Raw genomic sequence first — 18,719 nt, 5'->3', positions numbered from 1 at the left:
AAAGTCGCGAAGGTACGCAGGTCAGCCGCGTGCCGCCTTGGGCGTCAGGCGCGGTTCGACCAGTGCGGGCTTGCTGCTGAGAAGGCCCAGGATCACTTGCATGACCATGGCCAGCGCGCCCAGCAGGAACACGACGTCGCCGAACGTGCGGCCCCAGCGCAGGGTCTTGAGCAGGTCCTGCTGCATGAAGGCTTCGCTGCGGGCGTACCACATGCCTTCGCTGACGCTGGCATGGAACTGGATCAGGCCCACGGGCAACAGGCTGGTGAAGATCATCAGGGCCAGACCGATGTTCATGCCCCAGAACGCCAGCTTCATCAGGCCCGGATTCAACGCGTACTGCGGACGGATGTAGCGCAGGACCAGCAGCGTGAAGCCAAGCGCCAGGAAGCCGTACACCCCGAACAGCGCGGCGTGCGCGTGCACCGGCGTGGTGTTCAGACCCTGGATGTAGTACAGCGAGATGGGCGGGTTGATCATGAAGCCGAAGACGCCGGCGCCCAGCATGTTCCAGAAGGCCACGGCCACGAAGCACATCAGCGGCCACTTCAGGTTGTCCATCCAGGCGGCGCGGGTCTTCAGGCGCCAGTTTTCCCAGGCTTCATAGCCCAGCACGATCAGCGGCACCACTTCCAGCGCCGAGAAGCTGGCGCCCACCGCCATCACAGGCGTGGTGGTGCCCGCGAAATACAGGTGGTGGAACGTGCCGGGAATGCCACCCAGCATGAACAGCGAGGCCGAAGCCAGGCTGGCTGTCGTTGCCATGCGGCGCGACACGAGACCCAGCGTGGAGAAGATGAACGCGAGCGCGGTGGTGGCGAACACTTCGAAGAAGCCTTCGACCCACAGGTGGACGATCCACCAGCGCCAGTACTCCATGACGGTCAGGTGCGTGCGTTCGCCGTAGAAGAAGCCTGCGCCGTAGAAGAGGCCAATGGCGCCGACCGATGCCGTCAAGAGCGCCAGCAGGTTCTTGTCGCCGCCCGGCGTGCGCAGCGCGGGCACGATGCCGCGCAGCATCAGCACCAGCCAGAAGCAGATGCCCGCAAACTTGCCGATCTGCCACAGGCGGCCCAGGTCGACGTATTCATAGCCTTGATGGCCCAGCCAGAAGTTCAGCTCGGGCGGCATGATCTGTGCAATGGCCAGGTAGTTGCCGGTAAACGAGCCGACCACGACCAGCACCAGCGCCCAGAACAGGATGTCCACGCCCACCTTCTGGTACTTGGGATCGCGACCGCCGTTGATCAGCGGCGCCAGGAACAGGCCGGCGGCCAGGAACCCCGTTGCGATCCAGAACAGGGCGCTCTGGATGTGCCAGGTGCGCACCAGCGAATACGGGAACCACTGAGAGACGTCGATGCCATAGAACTTCTGTCCTTCAACGGTGTAGTGCGCGGTGAACCCGCCCAGCAGCACCTGGAATCCGAACAGCGCCACGACCAGGAACAGGTACTTGCCCAGCGCGCGCTGCGAGGGCGTCAGGGCGAAGGTGGTCAGCGGATCGCGGGCGGGCGGTTGCGGTTCGTCTTCTTCCTGGCCGCGCAGGAACGCCCACGCCCAGACCAGGAATCCGATGCCTGCCAGCAGCACGACGACGCTGATGATGGACCACATGACGTTTTCAGCGCTGGGCTGGTTGCCGATCAGCGGTTCATGCGGCCAGTTGTTCGTGTACGTGACTGGCTTGCCTTCGCGTTCGGTTGCCGCGGCCCAGGCCGTCCAGAAGAAAAAGTGCGTCAGCTGCTGGCGGCGCGTGGCGTCCGGCAGCGTGTTTTCCTTCATGGCGAAGCTCTCGCGGCTGCCTTGCAGGGCCGGCGCATCGGAGAACAACTGGTCGTAATAGGCCGCCGTCTGCTCGATGGCCTTGGCGCGGCGCGGCGTGATGGTCAGCGTGTCGGTCGCGGCGTCGCTGCGATTGGCGCGGTACTCGGCCTTGAGCGTTTCGCGCAGCGCGGCCTGCTGCGGTTTGGACAGGTCGGCGTAGGCCTGGCCGTGCTCGTCGCGCGCGGCCAGGTCCAGCCAGGCCATCAGCTCGCGGTGCAGCCAGTCGGCCGTCCAGTCGGGCGCCTGGTAGGCGCCGTGGCCCCAGATCGAACCGAGCTGCATGCCGCCCACGGACTGCCAGGCGGTCTGCCCATCCAGGATGTCTTCGCGCCCGAACAGCGCACGGCCGTCGGACGTCACCACATGACCGGGAATCGGCGGCGCCTGGCGGTAGACCTCGCCGCCGTAAAACCCGAGCAGTGCAAATGTGATCGCCACCACGGCGATCAACGTGAACCATAATTTCCGATACGGACCCATGATGGGAACGCCCTCCTGTGTTGCGGTTGGTTGGGTACGTGTCCTCATGCGAAATCCGTGCCAGAAAAAAACCACGCAGAATCAACAGGTTGGATTCTTTGTGGTGTTTTTTACTATCGCGATTGCGGGTATAAACAACCCCTGCATGGTGAATTTGACCCTGATCCGCCCGCCATCTGGTCCATTGGACCCTTACAGAAGGAATCGCCTGGATGAACGCCACGCCGCTGCACATTGGCATCGTCGCCTGCTCCGCCGAAGGCGCCGCGCTTTGCTACCGCACCCTGTGCGCCGAAGGCGCGCAGCGCATGGGCCCGCATGCGCATCCCGAGATCTCGCTGCACACGCATTCGCTGGCGGACTATGTCGCCTGCCTGGATGCCCGCGACCTGGACGGCGTGGCCGCCCTGATGCTTTCGTCGGCCAACAAGCTGGCGCGCGCGGGCGCCGACTTTCTGATCTGCCCGGACAACACCATCCATCAGGCGCTCGGCGGCGTCATGGCGGACTCGCCGCGCCCGTGGCTGCACATCGCCCAGAAAGTGGCCACCGTCGCGGCGGCGCGCGGCTACCGGCGCGTGGGCATCCTGGGCACCCACTGGCTGGTGGACAGCGACGTCTACCCCGCAGCCTTCAGTGCCCGCGGCCTGGAGTATGCGCGGCCGAGGCAGGACGACCGCCGGCTGCTGGGCCGCATCATCATGGACGAGCTGGTCTATGGCGTCTTCGAGCCGGCCTCAGTAGCCCGGCTGCAAGGCATCGTCCAACGAATGAAGGACGACGGATGCGACGCGGTCGTGCTGGGCTGCACCGAACTGCCGCTGGTGCTGAACGACGGCAACTGCGCCCTGCCGACGCTGGATTCGACCCGTTTGCTGGCACGCGCCGCGCTGGACCGTGCGCTGGGCGGCGCGGCCCCCTGACGGCGGTCAGATCTGGTCCAGCCCGTACTGGCGCAAGCGCGACAGGTCCAGCACCTTGATCTGGTTGTAGGCGAGCGCCAGGATGCCCTGGTCGGCCAGCGTCTGCAGCGCCTGGTTGACCCGCTGGCGCGACAGCCCCGTCAGGTAACCCAGTTCTTCCTGCGAAATCGCCAGCGTCAGATCGGTGGACGGATACAGCTGCGGATTGAACAACTGCGCCAGCGATTGCGCCACACGCGCGTCGGCATCCAGCAAACGGTGGTTCTGGATGGACGCGATGAACTCGCCCATGCGGTCATTCAACTGGCCGATGACAAAGTGCGAAAACGGCAGGCTGGCCGACAGCAGCGCGTGGAAGGTCGCGGTGGGCACCATCATCACCAGCGACGGCTGGATGGCCACGACATCGTATTTGCGCAGCTCGCGCTTGATGACGCTGCCCTCGCCGAACCAGCCGCCCGGCGGCACGCCCGAGAACGTGCAACTGCGGCCGGATTCGTTATAGATGGCCAGCTTGAGCAGTCCTTGGCTGACGCCCAGCCAGTAGTCCGACGGCGCGTTGCGCCGCGCAATCCATGCGCCGCTGGCCACGTGTTCCGCGCGCGAGGTCGCCAGCACCAGCGCCTGGTGCCGCGCATCCAGCGCCCCGAACCACGTACAGGCGCGAAACAGCGCAGGCAGTTCGTCGGCGGAAACTGTGTTTGAAACATCGGACATGGGAAGAACCGTGTAAAACTTGAGGAATGCGCAACCGGCCGGGGGTCTGTCATGCAGGCGACAGACGCCATTTTCCAGCCGGCCATAAGCTAGGGCAAGCGACGGGGATCAACACCCCGCGGACTTGATAAGGGGTCAACCCGCCCCATTGGAGACAAGCATGACCGGCATGTTCGATCACGGCCTTGAACGCCGCGAGGCCAACTACGAAGCCCTGACCCCCGTGGATTTCATCGCCCGGGCGGCGCAAGTCTATGGCCAGCGGCTGGCCATCGTCCACGGCAAGGTCCGCCGGACCTGGGCGCAGACCTATGAACGCGCCCAGCGCCTGGCCGGCGCCCTGGCCCAGGCCGGCATCCAGCGCGGTGAAACGGTCGCCGTCATGCTGCCCAACATTCCCGCCATGGTCGAGGCGCACTTTGGCGTGCCCATGCTGGGCGCCGTGCTGAACACACTGAACACCCGCCTGGACGCGCCCAGCGTGCTGTTCATGCTGGGCCACGGCGAAGCCCGGGCGCTGATCGTCGACACCGAATACGCCGACGTCGCCCAGCGCGCCCGCGCCGAATTCCCGCACCTGAAGATCATTTCGGTGCACGACCTGGAAAGCGCTCCCGCCACGCTGCCGGGCGCCACCGACTACGAGGACTTCCTGGCGGCCGCGCCCGCCACCTACGACTGGAAACCGCCCGCCGACGAATGGGACGCCATCGCGCTGAACTACACGTCCGGCACCACGGGCGATCCGAAGGGCGTGGTCTACCACTACCGCGGCGCCTACCTGAACGCGGTCAGCAACATCCTCGAATGGGACATGCCCAAGCATCCCGTCTACCTGTGGACGCTGCCGCTCTTTCATTGCAATGGCTGGTGCTTCGCCTGGACCATCGCGGCGCGCGCGGGCGTGAACGTCTGCCTGCGCAAGTTCGACCCGAAGACGGTGTTCGACCTGATCCGCGACGAAGGCGTCACGCACTACTGCGGCGCGCCCATCGTGCAGAGCGCGCTGGCCAACGCCCCGGCCGAGCTGCGCGCCGGCATCACCCACACCGTGCGCACCATGGTGGCGGGCGCCGCGCCCGCGCCGGCCGTGATCGACAAGATGCGCGAGATCGGCTTTGAGCTCACCCACGTATACGGCCTGACCGAAGTCTACGGGCCCGCCGCGGTCTGCGCCCACCAGGACGCGTGGGACGCGCTGGACCCCGAGCGCCGCGCGTTGCTGACCGCCCGCCAGGGCGTGCGCTATCACCTGCAGGCCGGCGTCTCGGTGCGCGACCCCGAAACCATGCAGGAGGTGCCGCCCGACGAACAGACCATCGGCGAAGTCATGTTCCGCGGCAACATCTGCATGAAGGGCTACCTGAAGAACGCCCGCGCGACCGAGGACGCCTTTGCCGGCGGCTGGTTCCACACCGGCGACCTGGGCGTCATGACGGCCGACGGCTATGTCCGCATCAAGGACCGCAGCAAGGACATCATCATCTCGGGCGGCGAGAACATCTCCAGCATCGAGGTCGAGGACGCGCTCTACCGGCATCCCGCCGTGGCGGCCGTGGCCGTCGTGGCGATGCCGGATCCCAAATGGGGCGAGACGCCCTGCGCCTTCGTCGAGCTCAAGCCCGGCTGCACCGCCACCGCCGAGGAAATCATCGCGCACTGCAAGCTGCTGTTGTCGGGCTTCAAGGTGCCGCGCGCGGTGCGCTTCGGTGAACTGCCCAAGACCTCCACCGGCAAGATCCAGAAATTCGAGCTGCGCGCCGCCGTCGGCGCCACGTCCGCCATCGACGTGGCCGACCCCGGCAAGCCCGCCTGATCCGCTAATTCCATAAAACCAGGAGCGCCTACGCCATGACGTACCAAGCCCCCGTGAAAGACATGCTGTTCGTGTTGAACCATCTGGCCGGCCTGCCGCAGGTGGCCGCCCAGCCCGGTTTCGAGGAGGCCACGCCCGACACCGCCCAGGCCGTGCTGGAAGAATCCGCCCACTTCGCCGCGCAAGTGCTGGCGCCCCTGAACCATCCGGCCGACCGCGAACCCAGCGCCTGGCACGACGGCGCGGTGACCACCGCCCCGGGGTTCAAAGAGGCCTTTCGCAAATACGCCGACGCCGGCTGGCAAGGCCTGGCCCACCCCGCCGAATACGGCGGCCAGGGGCTGCCCGGCCTGATCGGCTCGCCGTGCTCTGAAATGCTGAACGCCGCGAACCTGTCGTTCGCGCTGTGCCCGCTCTTGACCAACGGCGCCATCGAGGCCCTGATGACGGCCGGCTCGCCCGAATTACGCGAGCGCTTCATCGGCCCCATGATTTCCGGCCAATGGACCGGCACCATGAACCTGACCGAGCCCCAGGCCGGTTCGGACCTGGCCATGATCCGCACGCGCGCCCAGCCGATGGGCGACGGCACGTACCGCCTGTCCGGCACCAAGATCTTCATCACCTACGGCGAGCACGACCTGGCCGAGAACATCCTGCATCTGGTCCTGGCCCGCCTGCCGGACGCGCCCGACGGCGTGAAGGGCATTTCGCTCTTCCTGGTGCCCAAATTCCTGGTCAATGAAGACGGCTCTTTGGGTGCGCGCAACGATGTGGCCTGCGTGTCCATCGAGCACAAGCTGGGCATCAAGGCCAGCCCCACCTGCACGCTTCAGTTCGGCGACGGCGGCGGCGCGCTGGGCTACCTGGTCGGCCAGGAGAACCGCGGCCTGGACGCCATGTTCATCATGATGAACGCCGCGCGTTATGCCGTCGGCGTGCAAGGCATCGCCATCGCCGATCGCGCCTACCAGCATGCAGTGGCGTACGCCGCCGACCGCGTGCAGAGCCGCCCCGTGGACGGCTCGTCGCGCGAGGCCGTGCCCATCATCCAGCATCCAGACGTGCGCCGCATGCTGGGCACCATGCGTGCCCTGACCGAAGCCGGCCGCGCGCTGGCCTACGTCACCGCGGGCCATGCGGACCTGGCGCATGCCAGCCCGGATGCGGACGAGCGCAAGCGCCACCTGGCGATCCAGGAATTCCTGGTGCCGATCGTCAAGGGCTGGTGCACCGAAATGTCGATCGACGTGGCCAGCCTGGGCGTGCAGGTGCACGGCGGCATGGGCTTCATCGAAGAGACCGGCGCGGCGCAGTACTACCGCGACGCGCGCATCCTGACCATCTATGAAGGCACGACCGCCATCCAGGCCAACGACCTGGTCGGCCGCAAGACGCTGCGCGACGGCGGCGCCGTGGCGCGCGCCTTGCTGGACGCGGTCCGCCAGACCGAGGCCGACCTGCAAGCCCGCAGCGAGCCCGCCGCCGCCCGCATGCTCAAGCCGCTTCGCGAGGCCCGCGAAGCGCTGGCCAGCGCGGTCGAGTTCATTCTTGCCAACGCGGCCGGCAATCCCAACGCGGTCTTTGGCGCGGCGGTGCCCTACCTGCTGCTGGCGGGCACGACCTTCGCCGGCTGGCAGATGGCCCGCGCGCTGCTGGCCAGCCTGGACCTGCAGGCCGAAGACCCGGACTTTCACAACGCCAAGATCGCCACCGCGCAATGCTTTGCGCTGCACAAGCTGACGCAGGCGCCGGGCCTGGCGGCGGTGGTGCTGGGCACGGCGGAGTACGAGGTTCAGCCGTAACGCGTCCCCGGGGCCGGCCCGCGGGCCGGTCCTATCGTTTCATCACGGTGGCGGCAGCTTCGGCGTGGAGCCACGCAAGAAAGGCCTCCACTGACGGCCGCTTGGCGTGCCGCGCCGGATAGACGACAAAGTGCGCCTTCACTGCGATGGCCTTGGCCATCCCGAAGATCGGCTGCAGGCTTCCCTGGGCCAGATGCATGCCCGCGATGGTGGCGCTTTCCAGCGCCACGCCCAACCCTTGCGCCGCGGCATCCAGCGACATCTGCGCGCGGTCAAAGCGGATGGTGAAGTGATCCGGCGCGCGCTTCTCCGAATAGCGTCCAAACCAGTCGGACCACTGGATGACGCTGACGTTGCTCTGGATCAGCGGCACGTCCAGCAACTGATCGATGCGCTTGATCCCGTGCTCGCGGATAAACGCCGCACTGGCCAGCGGCAAGATCCGCTCTTCGAACAATGGTTCCACCACCACATCGTCCCAATGCGGCACGCCATAGCGGATGTCGATGTCGGACTGGCCCAGCGCGAAATCGCTGTGCGAATGCGCCGCCGACAGGTTCAGCGCGACGTGCGGATGCGCCTCGGCAAAGCGCCTGAGCCGCGGCATTAGCCACAGGCTCGCAATGCTGGGGGCCGAATGCACATACAGGCTGTTGCTGACGCCCTGGCGCAGGTCTTCCGTGGCTGACGTGATCGCCGCCAGCGCCCCGCCGATACGCACCAGATATTGCTCGCCCGCGCTGCTCAGGCGCACCCCGTGCGCGCTGCGCTCGAACAGGCGCACGCCCAGGTCCGATTCCAGCCTTGAAATCTGGTGGCTGACCGCCGACGCAGTCAGGTGCAGTTCGGTCGCGGCGATGGCAAAGCTGCGCCGGCGCGCGACGGCTTCGAAGGCCAGCAGATTGACGATGGGCGGCAGCGCAGGCATGGGGGTTGACCCTGACTTCAGATGACGATTTGTCATCTTAGACTGATGACACATCGTTTGTCTTAATGCTAGGCGGCGTCCAGAATTGTCCGCACATATTCCAACAAGGACAGGAGGACGACAGATGCTGCTCAAGGACAAGGTCGCCGTGATTTCCGGCGGCGCAGGGATCAACGGACTGGGATTCGCCACTGCGCGGCAGATGGCCGCGCAAGGCGCGCGCGTGGTGATCCTGGATCTGGCGCGCGCCGAACCCGCCAGCGCGGCCGCCCGGCTGGGCGACGGTCATCTGGGACTGGTCGCGGACGTGACCGACAAGGCTGCCTGCGTGGCGGCCATCGAACAGGCGCTCAAGGCGTTCGGCAGGATCGACGTCCTGGTGAACAACGCCGGCATCACGCAGCCGGTCAAGACGCTGGAGATCACCGGCGCGGACTACGACCGCATCCTGGACGTCAGCCTGCGCGGCACGCTTTACCTGTCGCAAGCGGTGCTGCCCGCCATGCAGGCGCAGCGCAACGGGTCCATCGTGTGCATCTCGTCGGTGTCGGCGCAGCGCGGCGGCGGCATCTTCGGCGGCCCCCACTACTCTGCCGCGAAGGCGGGCGTGCTGGGCCTGGCGCGCGCCATGGCGCGCGAATTCGGCGGCGACGGCATCCGGGTCAACTGCATCACGCCCGGCCTCATCGAGACCGACATCACGCAAGGCAAGCTGTCCGCCGAGCGCAAGGCCGACATCGAAGGCACCATCCCGCTGGCGCGCCTGGGCCGCGCGGACGACGTGGCGGGCGCGTGCGTGTTCCTGGCAAGCGACCTGTCCGCTTACTGCACGGGCATCACGCTGGACGTCAACGGAGGGATGTTGATTCACTGATCCGCAGGACCCCATAAAAAACTGGAGGAGACACATCATGAAAAACAGAACCTGGCGGCACGTGGGCCTGGCCCTGGCCGCCGCCACCTTGCTGCCGATCACGGCGCATGCGCAGAATCTGAAGCTGACCCTTGGCCATGGCGCGGCCGTGGGAAATCCCCGGCACGAGGCGTCGGTGAAATTTGCCGAAGTGCTCAAGGCAAAGACGGGCGGACGCATCGAGGTCCAGGTCGCGCCGTCCGCGCAACTGGGCGACGACGCCGCAATGGTCACCGCGCTGCGCACGGGCGCACTGGATATGAGCGCCAATTCGCAAGGCGCCGTTGCCGCCGCCGTGCCGGAGTACGCGGCGTTCGGCATGCCGTTCCTGTTCCCGGACGCCAAGGCGGCCTTCAAGCTGCTGGATGGGCCGCTGGGCAAGGAGCTGGCCGAGAAGTCGGCCGCCAAGAATCTGATCCTGCTCGGCACGTGGGACAACGGCATCCGCCAGATGACCAACAGCAAGCATCCCATCAACAAGGTCGAGGACATGAAGGGCCTGAAGATGCGGGTGCCGCCGGACGCAACCCTGGTCGACATCATGAACGCCCTGGGCGCGCAGGCGCAGCAGATCAAGTTTGCCGAACTGTACGTGGCGCTGCAGCAGGGCGTGGTGGACGGCCAGGAGAACCCGCTGGTGAACTTCGAGGCCAGCAAGCTGTATGAAGTGCAGAAGCACCTGGCCATGACCAACCACCAGTTCCAGATGACGCCCTTCCTGATGAGCAAGCGCACCTGGGATCGCCTGAGCGAAGCCGACCGCAAGGCCGTGCGCGAGGCGGCGGACGAAGCGTCTGCCCTGCAGCGCAAGCTGAGCCAGGACGCCGACACCCGGCTGCTGGCCGAGTTGAAGGCCAAGGGCGTGCAGGTCACCACGCCCGACACCGCCCCCTTCGCCAAGGCCACTTCGTCCGTGGACGAAAAATGGCTGGCCGGTCCCATCGGCCCCTATGTGAAGAAGGTCCTGGCCGCCGCGCGCGGCAACTGATACGTCCTTCGGCCGCCGCCGCGCCCGCCTTCGCGCCGGGCACGGCGGCGGACCGGCACAAGGCAGGAGACAACATGAATACCGATCGACACGGATGGGTCGGCAGGGTCATCGACGGCATATGCCGCGTGGTCCTGTGGCTGTCCACCACGGTGATCTTCGTGATCCTCGTCGTCAACACCGCGCTGCGCTACGCAACCGGTTCAAGCCTGGAATGGGCCAATGAGATCCCCGAGCTGCTCTTTCCCTGGCTCGTCATGTCGGGGGTCGTGCTGGCTGCGCTGCACAACGCGCATATCGCCACCACATTCCTGATGGACGCCTTGCCCGCGCACGCCCGCCGCCTGGTCGCGACCGTGGCCTGGAGCGTGGTCGCCGTGCTGTACGCGACGCTGTCCTGGGCGACGTTCAACATGATCGAGATCGTCCACGACGAAAAATCCCCCATTCTGCAGATGCCCGGCTCGCTTACCTACGGGTGCGTGATGGGCGGCATGCTGCTGCTCGCCGTGCTGGCGGCGCAGTCGGCCTGGCAGAGCTGGCGTAGCCGCGACGCCGCGGCGCAGCCCGACGGCGAGCCGCAGGCGCCCGCCGTGCACTGGTGACGGGAGAACAGCCATGAGTGCATTGATACTGGTCGTCTTCATGGGCGCCGCCGTCGCGGCCATGCCCATCGCCCACGCCCTACTGGTCGCCGCGATGGCCGCGGTCGCCAGCACGGACCGCGTGCCCCTGGATGTGGTGGTGCAGCAGATGGTCGCGCAGGTGCAGAGCTTTCCTCTCATCGCCATTCCGTTCTTCATGCTGACCGGCTCCCTGATGATGGGCGGCAAGCTTGGCGAGGCGCTGGTCGGCGTGCTGTCGGCACTGATCGGCCGCTATCACGGCGGCCCCGCGCAGGTGGGCGTTCTGTCGTCCACGCTGTTCGGCGGCGTGTCGGGTTCGGCGGTGGCGGACGCGTCTGCCATCGGCTCGCTGATGATTCCCTGGCACAAGCGGCTGGGCTATCCGGCCGCGTTCTCGGCCGCCACGCTGGCAGCCGCCGCCACGATCGACATCCTGATTCCGCCGTCGATCCCCTTGATCCTGTTCGCCCTGACGGCCAACGCCTCCATCGCGTCGCTGTTCGTCGCGGGCGTGCTGCCCGGCCTGTTGTTGTGCGGCGGCTTCATGTTTGCGTGCTGGTGGGTGGGACGCCGCCGCAACTTCCCGCGGGACAGGTCGCCCTTCAACGGCGCCGCCTTCCGCCGGCACCTGCTGTATGCGCTGCCCGCCGTGGTGCTGCCGCTGCTCATCATCGTGTTCCTGCGGTTCGGCATCGCCACGCCGACCGAGGTCGCGGTCCTGTCCACGCTCTACGCGGGCCTGGTGTCCGCCGTGATGTACCGGGATCTGTCGTGGTCGCGGCTGAACGCCGCCATCGTCCACGCGGGACTGGCGACCGGCGTGGTGCTGCTGGTGATCATGGCCTCGTCCGCCATCGGCTGGCTGCTGACGTTCGACCAGACGCCTCAGGGCATCGCGCATTGGGTGCAGGAGAATGTCCATGCCAAATGGCTGGTCATCCTGCTGATGAACCTGATGATGCTGTTTCTTGGCATGTTCATCGACCTGCCCGCCGCCGTGCTGCTGCTGGCGCCGGTCTTCGTTCCGCTGGCGCAGAGCATCGGCATGGACATGACGCAGCTGGGCGTGATGATGGTGGTGAACCTGGCGATCGGGCTGTACACGCCGCCCGTGGGCACCACGCTTTTCATCACCAGCGCACTGGCCAAGGTAAAGGTGGGCCAGACCGTGCGCGAGCTGGCGCCCTTCTATCTGGTCGCGTTTGCGGTGCTGGGACTCGTGTCCTACGTGCCCGCCAGCATCCTGCAATGAACCCCCACACCATGAATAGGGAGCTTCGAATGGAGCAATCCAAGTCTTTGAGCGATCTGGCGGCCGCCGCGTGGCGCATCCGCCGCTACGCGGTCCGCATGGGCGAAGTCCAGGGCCAGGGCTACATCGGCCAGGCGCTCGGCTGGGCCGACGTGCTGGCCGTGGCCTACCGCCATGCGATGAACGTGCAGCCTGGCGACCCGCAATGGGAGGGCCGTGACCGCTTTCTGCTGTCGCACGGCCACTATGCCATCGCGCACTATGCAGCCCTGATCGAAGCCAGCGTGATTCCGGAGAGCGAACTGGAGACCTATGGCAGCGACGACAGCCGCCTGCCCATGTCGGGCATGGCGACCTACACGCCGGGCATGGAGATATCGGGCGGTTCGCTGGGCCAGGGCCTGTCCATCGGCGTCGGCATTGCGCTGGGGCTCAAGCACAAGCGCAATCCGGCCTTCGTCTACAACTCGATGTCGGACGGCGAACTGGACGAGGGTTCGACCTGGGAAGCCGCGATGGGCGCCGCGCACCATGAACTGGACAACCTCATCTGCCTGGTCGACATCAACAACCAGCAGGCGGACGGGCCGTCCGGCAAGGTGCTGGGCTTCGAGCCGCTGGCCGACAAGTGGGCCGCCTTTGGCTGGCATGTGCAGCGCGTGGACGGCAACGACCTGGCCGCGGTCATCCAGGCGTTCGACACAGCGCGCGCCCTGCCCGACGCCAAGCCGCGGGTCATCCTGTTCGATACCCGGATGGGCAAGGGCATTCCCTTCCTTGAGCAGCGCGAAAAGAACCACTTCATCCGCGTCGATCCGCCGGAATGGCAACAGGCGCTGGACATCCTGGACCAGAACCGCCCCACCCCCACGACCGAAGGAGCCTGGTCATGAGCAGCGCCAGCACCCAGCAAAAACCCCGCCTCACCACGTCGGCCATGATCGCGTCGATTGCCTCGGAGGGGCAGCGCGTCCGGGCTGCCCCCTTCGGCAAGGCGCTGGTCGAATACGCCGCGTCCAATCCGCAGGTCGTCGGCCTGACGGCGGACCTGGCCAAGTACACCGACCTGCACCTGTTTGCGCAGGCCTACCCCGAACGCTTCCACCAGATGGGCATGGCCGAGCAACTGCTGATGGGCGCCGCCGGCGGCATGGCCAAGGAAGGCCTCGTGCCGTTCGCCACGACCTATGCGGTATTCGGCACGCGGCGCGCCTACGACTTCATCCATCAGGTCATCGCCGAGGAGAACCTCAACGTCAAGATCTGCTGCGCGCTGCCGGGCCTGACGACAGGTTACGGCCCCAGCCACCAGGCCACCGAAGACCTGGCGATGATGCGCGGCATTCCGGGCCTGACCATCGTCGACCCTTGCGACGCGCTGGACATCGAACAGGCCGTGCCGCAGATCGCCGAACACCAGGGTCCGGTGTACATGCGTCTGCTGCGCGGCCAGGTGCCCGCGGTACTGGATGACATCGAGGGCTACCGATTCGAGCTGGGCAAGGCCAAAATGCTGCGCGAAGGCGCCGACGTGCTCATCATTTCGAGCGGCATCATGACGATGCGCGCGCTGGAGGCCGCCGAGGATCTGGCGCGCGACAACATCGGGGTGGCGGTGATGCACAGCCCGACCATCAAGCCGCTGGACGAGGCCAGCCTGGTCGAGGCGGTGCGCTACAAGCACCGGCTGGTCGTCGTGGCCGAGAACCATTCGGTGATCGGCGGACTGGGCGAGGCCGTCGCCAGCGCCCTGCTGCGGCATCGTGTGCAACCGGCCGGATTCCAGCTGGCCGGGTTGCCGGACGCGTTCCTGGATGCCGGCGCCCTGCCCACCTTGCATGACCGCTACGGCATCAGCCGTGAAGCGCTTGCCGGCCGCATCAAGCGCTGGCTCGGCTGAACGGCAAGCGGCGGGCGCGCACGCCGTCAGGCGCCCGCCCGCCCCTGCCTTGCACAGCTGGCGCGCGGCGCCGTCGCCGCCCAGAACACCAACGCCGCCACGCTGATACCCGCGCCCAACGCGCAAACGCCCAGCCACCCGGCGCGCGCATACACGGCCGTGCCTGCAATCGAGCCCAGGCCGCTGCCCACGGCGTAGAACATCATGTAGCCCGCGACCAGGCGGCTGTGCGCCTGCGCGCTGATGCTGAAGATCATGGCCTGGTTGGTCACGTGCAGCGCCTGCGCCGCCAGGTCCAGCACCAGCACGCCCAGCGCAAGCAGCCACAGGCTGTGGTCCAGCAAGGCAATGGGAACCCAGGCCACGCACAGCAGGGCCAAGCCCAGCGCGGTGGTGCGCTGGCCGTGCCCGGCATCGGCCAGACGGCCGGCGCGCGCCGCCATCAGCACGCCCGCGACGCCCACCAATCCGAATGCCCCCACCGCCGTGTGCGACAGCGAATGCGGCGGCGCGCTCAGCGGCAGCACCAGCGCCGTCCAGAACGCGCCGAACGCGGCAAACATCAAGAGCGCGATCATGCCGCGCACTCGCAGCACGCGCTCGGTCGCGAGAAGGGTGAATACCGAGCGCAGCAACGCGCCATAACCCAGCCCGGCCACGGGCAGGCGCCGCCGCGGCAGCCAGCGGGCCAGCACCAGCGCCAGCACCGCCGAAAGGCAGGCCGACACCACGTAGACCGCGCGCCAGCCCCACAGATCCGCCAGGGCGCCGGCCAGCGTGCGGGCTAGCAACAGGCCGATCACCACCCCGCCCTGCGCCGCGCCCACCACGCGCCCGCGCTCTGCCGGTGCGGCCAGGGCCGCGGACAGCGCAAGCAGGCCCTGCGTCATCGCCGTGCCCAGCAAGCCCAACGCCACCATGCCGGCCAGCAGCCAGGGCGAACTTGCCGACGCCGCCACCGCCGCCAGGGCCAGCACCAGCAGTGCCAGCTGCGCCAGCATCAGTCGCCGCCGGTCCAGCAGGTCCCCCAGCGGCACCACGAAGAACAGTGCCAGCGCGCAGCCCAGTTGCGTGGCGGTGACGACGATGCCCACCGCGCCCTCGTCCATGCGGAATTCGCGGCCGATCGCATCGAGCAGCGGCTGTGCGTAATAGACATTGGCAACGCTCAGCGCGCATGCCGCGGCCAGCAGCAGCACCAGCGCGGGCGGCATCGAGGGTGTCTCGTCGTATCCCGGCGCGCGGGATCGGGCGGTTGGCGTCATGATCTATCTAGTTTTATAACGAAACCAGAATGCTAGTTCATGAGGTTTTATAATGCAACCAACTTCACCCTCAGCCAGCGCAAGGAATCCGCATGGTCAAACGCACCAGCCTTGAAGGCGCCGCCTGTCCGGTCGCGCGCTCGCTCGACGCCATTGGCGATTGGTGGTCGCTGCTTATCGTGCGGGACGCCTTCGATGGCCTGCGCCGGTTTGGCGAGTTCCAGAAGAACCTGGGCATGGCAAAAAACATCCTGAGCGACCGGCTGCGCACGCTGGTCGCGCACGGCATTCTTGCCGTCGCCCCGGCGTCGGACGGCAGCGCGTATCAGGAATACGTGCTGACGGAAAAAGGCGAGGCGCTGTTTCCGGTGATCGTCGGGTTGCGCCAATGGGGCGAGGACCACTACTTCGGGCCGGACGAGCCGCACTCGACGTTGATCGATCGCCAGCGCGGCCAGCCGGTGCAACGCATGGAGATCCGCGCGCATGACGGCCGGCCGCTGCGACCCGGCGACACGGTCGTGCGCAAGGTGACGCAAGACAGCCGCTAGGCCGCGGCAGGCCACCGCCCCGTCGCCAATGCCGTGGGCGACCAGGCATCGAAGCGCCAGCGCAAGGCCAGCGCGCCAGGCCGCCTGACCACCCGGCGCACATGCACGCGCCACAGGCGTTCGGCGCCTTGGAAGGCCGAGATTTCCGGGCTGTCCAGAATCACCTCCGCCCTTCCCGTCAGTTGCAGCACGTCGCCGCGTTCGAAGTCGATGAACAGCAGCCCCGCGACGGGATTGGCGGCCAGATTGCCCAGCGTATTGAAGAACCGGTTGCCCGAGAAGTCCGGAATGGTCAGCACATCGCCATCCACCCGCACGAAGCCGGGCTTGCCGCCCCGGTGCGAGACATCGACGGCGCGTCCGCCCACGCTTTCATCGCGGTCCGCATAGCTGGCCACAAAGAAGGTGTCGGACACCGAGATCAGGGCGCGCGCCGCGTCGTCCAGCCCCGCGCGCTCCTGCGGCGCGGCGGCAAAGCGCAGCGACGGCGAACGCGCAAAGAAAAAATCGCGAGACTGGATGTACTGCGGACAGTTGCCAAACGACTGCGCCACCGCCACGTCAAAGCGCTTGCCGTCCCACGCCGCAATGCGGCCGTTCATGCGGTTGCGCCGGCGGGTGTGCAGCTCGATGCCCAGCAATCCCACCGGCTTGCCCAGTCCCAGTCCCGCGCGCAACGGGTCGTCCGCGTCCGGCATGGCGGCGATGCGCAACGTGTGCGGGTCCGGCGACACGGCAAAGCCCGGCTGCCCTTCCAGGATGCCGGCCCACGGATCGCCTTGGTCGTCGACCGCGCCGGCCACCACGAACGGCAACTGCGCGAAGAATTCGCGGTGTTGATCGGGCATGTAGTCGCGGATGACCTTGCGGCCGACCATGTCCATGCGCGCGGCAACGCCCGCGTGCGCTTGCAGTTGCAATTCACCAGCGTGCCAGGGCGACGGCGTGGTGTTTTCGGGAAGGTTCATGGCAATGTCCTCGCGGTCGATTGGCGGGAATCAGGCGGCCAGCAGGCCCACTGGCGACGATTCCATGGGAACGAAGCGCGGCAGGTTCTCGATGCGGCTCAGCCACGCGCGGATCCGCGGATAGTCCGCCAGCGACACGTTGCCTTCAGGCGCATGCGCCACGTAGGCATAGCAGGCCACATCGGCGATGGTGGGCTCGCTGCCGGCCAGGAAGTCACGCTGCGCAAGTTCGCTTTCCATCACGGCAAGCAGCGCATGCGCGCGCGCCAGCGTGGCGTCGACATCCAGCGGCGCGCCAAACAGCGTCACCAGCCGCGCCGACGCCGGACCGCCCGCCAGCGGCCCGGACGCCACCGACAACCAGCGCTGCACGGCCGCAGCGCCCGCCGCATCCTCGGGCAGCCAGGCCCCGCCGCCGTAACGCTTGGCCAGGTACACCAGGATGGCGGTCGAGTCGGCCACCACCACGCCGTTGTCGTCGATAACGGGCACCTGGCCGAAGGCGTTGAGCGCCAGGAATTCGGGACGCTTCTGCTCACGCTGACGCAGATCCACGTCGATGCGTTGGTGCGGCACGTCCAGCAGCGACAGCATCAGCGCGACACGATGCGCGTGACCGGAAAGCGCGAAGCTGTAGAACTTGAGCGGAGCGGCGGCTTGCGCCAGGGTGGCTTGCGAGGAGGTGGATGGCATCGGAGGCTCTCAGGTGGATTCGAGCCACCATCTTGAGCCTGCCCGCGCCAATGGAGAACGGCCGGCGCCGGCAAGACACTCTTGCCGGAAATGAAATAAACCGGTCAGGCCGGCAGCGCCGCCAGGTCGCGGCGCAGCGCCTCGACACAGAAATCGACAAAGCTGCGCACCTTGGCCGAGCTTTTGCGCCCTTCCGGATACACCAGATGGACGGGCACGGGCGGCATCTCGAAGTCGCGCAGCACCACCTGCAAGGCGCCGCTGGCCAGGTGCGGGGCCACCTGATAGGACATCACCTGGGTCAGGCCCCAGCCTTCCCGCGCAGCCGCCACGGCCGCCTGGAACGAGGTGACGGTCAATTGCGACTGCATGTTCAAGCGAAGGCTCTGGCCGTCCTGCAGGAAGCGCCATTGCGGCCCGCGGCCTTCCATGGCCGCGGTGATGGTGCAGAAGCGATGCAGCGATTCGGGGTCGGCCGGCTCGCCCTGGGCGCTCAGGAATCCCGGCGCGGCGCACACCACCCGGCGCACATGACCCACCGGCACCGCTGTCAGCGACGAGTCCGGCAGCGCGCCGATGCGCACGGCCACGTCGATGTCCTCGTCCACCAGGTTCACCACGCGGTCCACCAGCAGCGCGCGCAGCGACACCTGGCGATGCCCGCGCAGATAGCCCAGCACCGCAGGCATCACGTGAAGCTCGCCGAACAGCGCGGGCGCGGTGATGGACAGCGCGCCGCGCGGCACCGCCATCGCGCCCGCCGCGGCGTCATCGGCCTGCTCGACCTCGTCGAGAATGCGGCGGCAATCGGCGGCGTAGCGCTGGCCGGCCTCGGTCAGGCGCAGGCTGCGCGTCGTGCGCACCAGCAGCAAGGCGCCCAGGCGGCGTTCGAGCGCGGCGACGCTGCGCGTGACGCTGGGCGCGGACATCTCCAGCCGGCGCGCTGCCGCGGCAAAGCCGCCCGCGTCGGCAACCGCAAGAAATACCGTCATTTCATGGAATCGGTTCACGGCGGGGCGCACTCCGTAGTCTGAAAACGCGAACGCCGCACGCGGGCGGCGACGTCA

The 18,719-nt window shown here is 67.3% G+C and carries 17 protein-coding genes; 10 read left to right on the top strand and 7 right to left on the bottom strand.

What is annotated here, in order from left to right; genetic code table 11:
* Positions 1–21: 21 nt before the first annotated feature.
* Complete coding sequence (locus ASD87_RS01260) at positions 22–2,307, bottom strand: nitric-oxide reductase large subunit (RefSeq protein WP_056316091.1); 2,286 nt, start codon at positions 2,305–2,307, stop codon at positions 22–24.
* A gap of 212 nt (positions 2,308–2,519) precedes the next feature.
* Between ASD87_RS01260 and ASD87_RS01255 the strand changes: the two genes are divergently transcribed.
* On the top strand, positions 2,520–3,230 hold the full coding sequence (locus ASD87_RS01255; RefSeq protein WP_056316088.1) for an aspartate/glutamate racemase family protein: 711 nt from the start codon (positions 2,520–2,522) through the stop codon (positions 3,228–3,230).
* A gap of 6 nt (positions 3,231–3,236) precedes the next feature.
* On the opposite strand, the gene ASD87_RS01250 is transcribed toward ASD87_RS01255, so the two are convergent.
* Positions 3,237–3,947, bottom strand: coding sequence for a Crp/Fnr family transcriptional regulator (locus ASD87_RS01250; RefSeq protein WP_056316086.1), 711 nt, complete (start codon positions 3,945–3,947; stop codon positions 3,237–3,239).
* Positions 3,948–4,107: 160 nt separating this feature from the next.
* Here ASD87_RS01250 and ASD87_RS01245 point away from each other — a divergent pair, with 160 nt between their 5' ends.
* Both ASD87_RS01245 and ASD87_RS01240 read left to right on the top strand, forming a co-directional pair.
* Positions 4,108–5,763: an acyl-CoA synthetase gene (locus ASD87_RS01245; RefSeq protein ID WP_056316084.1), complete on the top strand. Its 1,656-nt coding sequence runs from the start codon at positions 4,108–4,110 to the stop codon at positions 5,761–5,763.
* Positions 5,764–5,798: 35 nt separating this feature from the next.
* Positions 5,799–7,568, top strand: a complete 1,770-nt coding sequence (locus tag ASD87_RS01240) for an acyl-CoA dehydrogenase (protein WP_056316081.1) — start codon at positions 5,799–5,801, stop codon at positions 7,566–7,568.
* A 31-nt stretch (positions 7,569–7,599) separates the two neighbouring features.
* Here ASD87_RS01240 and ASD87_RS01235 read toward each other — a convergent pair whose 3' ends face one another.
* Positions 7,600–8,496, bottom strand: a complete 897-nt coding sequence (locus ASD87_RS01235) for a LysR substrate-binding domain-containing protein (RefSeq protein WP_056316078.1) — start codon at positions 8,494–8,496, stop codon at positions 7,600–7,602.
* 124 nt (positions 8,497–8,620) lie between these two features.
* On the opposite strand from ASD87_RS01235, the gene ASD87_RS01230 reads away from it, so the two are divergent.
* The 6 genes from ASD87_RS01230 to ASD87_RS01205 all read left to right on the top strand — a co-directional run bounded on the left by ASD87_RS01230 (position 8,621) and on the right by ASD87_RS01205 (position 14,175).
* Positions 8,621–9,370, top strand: a complete 750-nt coding sequence (locus tag ASD87_RS01230; RefSeq protein WP_056316075.1) for an SDR family NAD(P)-dependent oxidoreductase — start codon at positions 8,621–8,623, stop codon at positions 9,368–9,370.
* Between the two features lie 37 nt (positions 9,371–9,407).
* Complete coding sequence (locus ASD87_RS01225; protein WP_056316071.1) at positions 9,408–10,397, top strand: TRAP transporter substrate-binding protein; 990 nt, start codon at positions 9,408–9,410, stop codon at positions 10,395–10,397.
* 74 nt (positions 10,398–10,471) lie between these two features.
* Positions 10,472–11,002: a TRAP transporter small permease gene (locus ASD87_RS01220; RefSeq protein WP_056316068.1), complete on the top strand. Its 531-nt coding sequence runs from the start codon at positions 10,472–10,474 to the stop codon at positions 11,000–11,002.
* 13 nt (positions 11,003–11,015) lie between these two features.
* Entirely contained in the window at positions 11,016–12,275 is a 1,260-nt protein-coding gene (locus ASD87_RS01215) for a TRAP transporter large permease (RefSeq protein ID WP_056316065.1), read from the top strand.
* 29 nt (positions 12,276–12,304) lie between these two features.
* Entirely contained in the window at positions 12,305–13,168 is an 864-nt protein-coding gene (locus ASD87_RS01210) for a transketolase (RefSeq protein ID WP_056316062.1), read from the top strand.
* A complete protein-coding gene (locus ASD87_RS01205; protein WP_056316060.1) occupies positions 13,165–14,175 on the top strand; it encodes a transketolase family protein in 1,011 nt (336 codons plus the stop codon). Before ASD87_RS01210 ends, ASD87_RS01205 begins: the two co-directional genes overlap by 4 nt.
* A gap of 26 nt (positions 14,176–14,201) precedes the next feature.
* On the opposite strand, the gene ASD87_RS01200 is transcribed toward ASD87_RS01205, so the two are convergent.
* A complete protein-coding gene (locus ASD87_RS01200; RefSeq protein WP_056316058.1) occupies positions 14,202–15,440 on the bottom strand; it encodes an MFS transporter in 1,239 nt (412 codons plus the stop codon).
* A gap of 92 nt (positions 15,441–15,532) precedes the next feature.
* On the opposite strand from ASD87_RS01200, the gene ASD87_RS01195 reads away from it, so the two are divergent.
* Entirely contained in the window at positions 15,533–15,991 is a 459-nt protein-coding gene (locus tag ASD87_RS01195; protein WP_056316055.1) for a helix-turn-helix domain-containing protein, read from the top strand.
* Here the strand turns inward: ASD87_RS01195 and ASD87_RS01190 are convergent.
* From ASD87_RS01190 to ASD87_RS01180, 3 genes are all read right to left on the bottom strand, one after another.
* Positions 15,988–16,959 (bottom strand): pyridoxamine 5'-phosphate oxidase family protein, encoded by a 972-nt coding sequence (locus tag ASD87_RS01190; protein WP_056316054.1) that lies wholly within the window; start codon positions 16,957–16,959, stop codon positions 15,988–15,990. The two genes, ASD87_RS01195 and ASD87_RS01190, sit on opposite strands and share 4 nt — an antisense overlap.
* Positions 16,960–16,989: 30 nt before the next feature.
* The gene (locus ASD87_RS01185) at positions 16,990–17,652 is read right to left on the bottom strand and encodes a glutathione S-transferase family protein (RefSeq protein WP_056316051.1); all 663 of its coding nucleotides are present in this window, start codon (positions 17,650–17,652) and stop codon (positions 16,990–16,992) included.
* A gap of 104 nt (positions 17,653–17,756) precedes the next feature.
* Positions 17,757–18,662, bottom strand: a complete 906-nt coding sequence (locus ASD87_RS01180; RefSeq protein ID WP_056318615.1) for a LysR family transcriptional regulator — start codon at positions 18,660–18,662, stop codon at positions 17,757–17,759.
* Between the last annotated feature and the right edge of the window lie 57 nt (positions 18,663–18,719).

It is taken from the genome of Achromobacter sp. Root170, assembly GCF_001428165.1.
Classification (GTDB): Bacteria; Pseudomonadota; Gammaproteobacteria; order Burkholderiales; family Burkholderiaceae_B; genus Achromobacter; species Achromobacter mucicolens.
The sequence above is the reverse complement of the archived record's forward strand: the minus strand, read 5'-3'. Positions and strand labels throughout refer to the sequence as shown.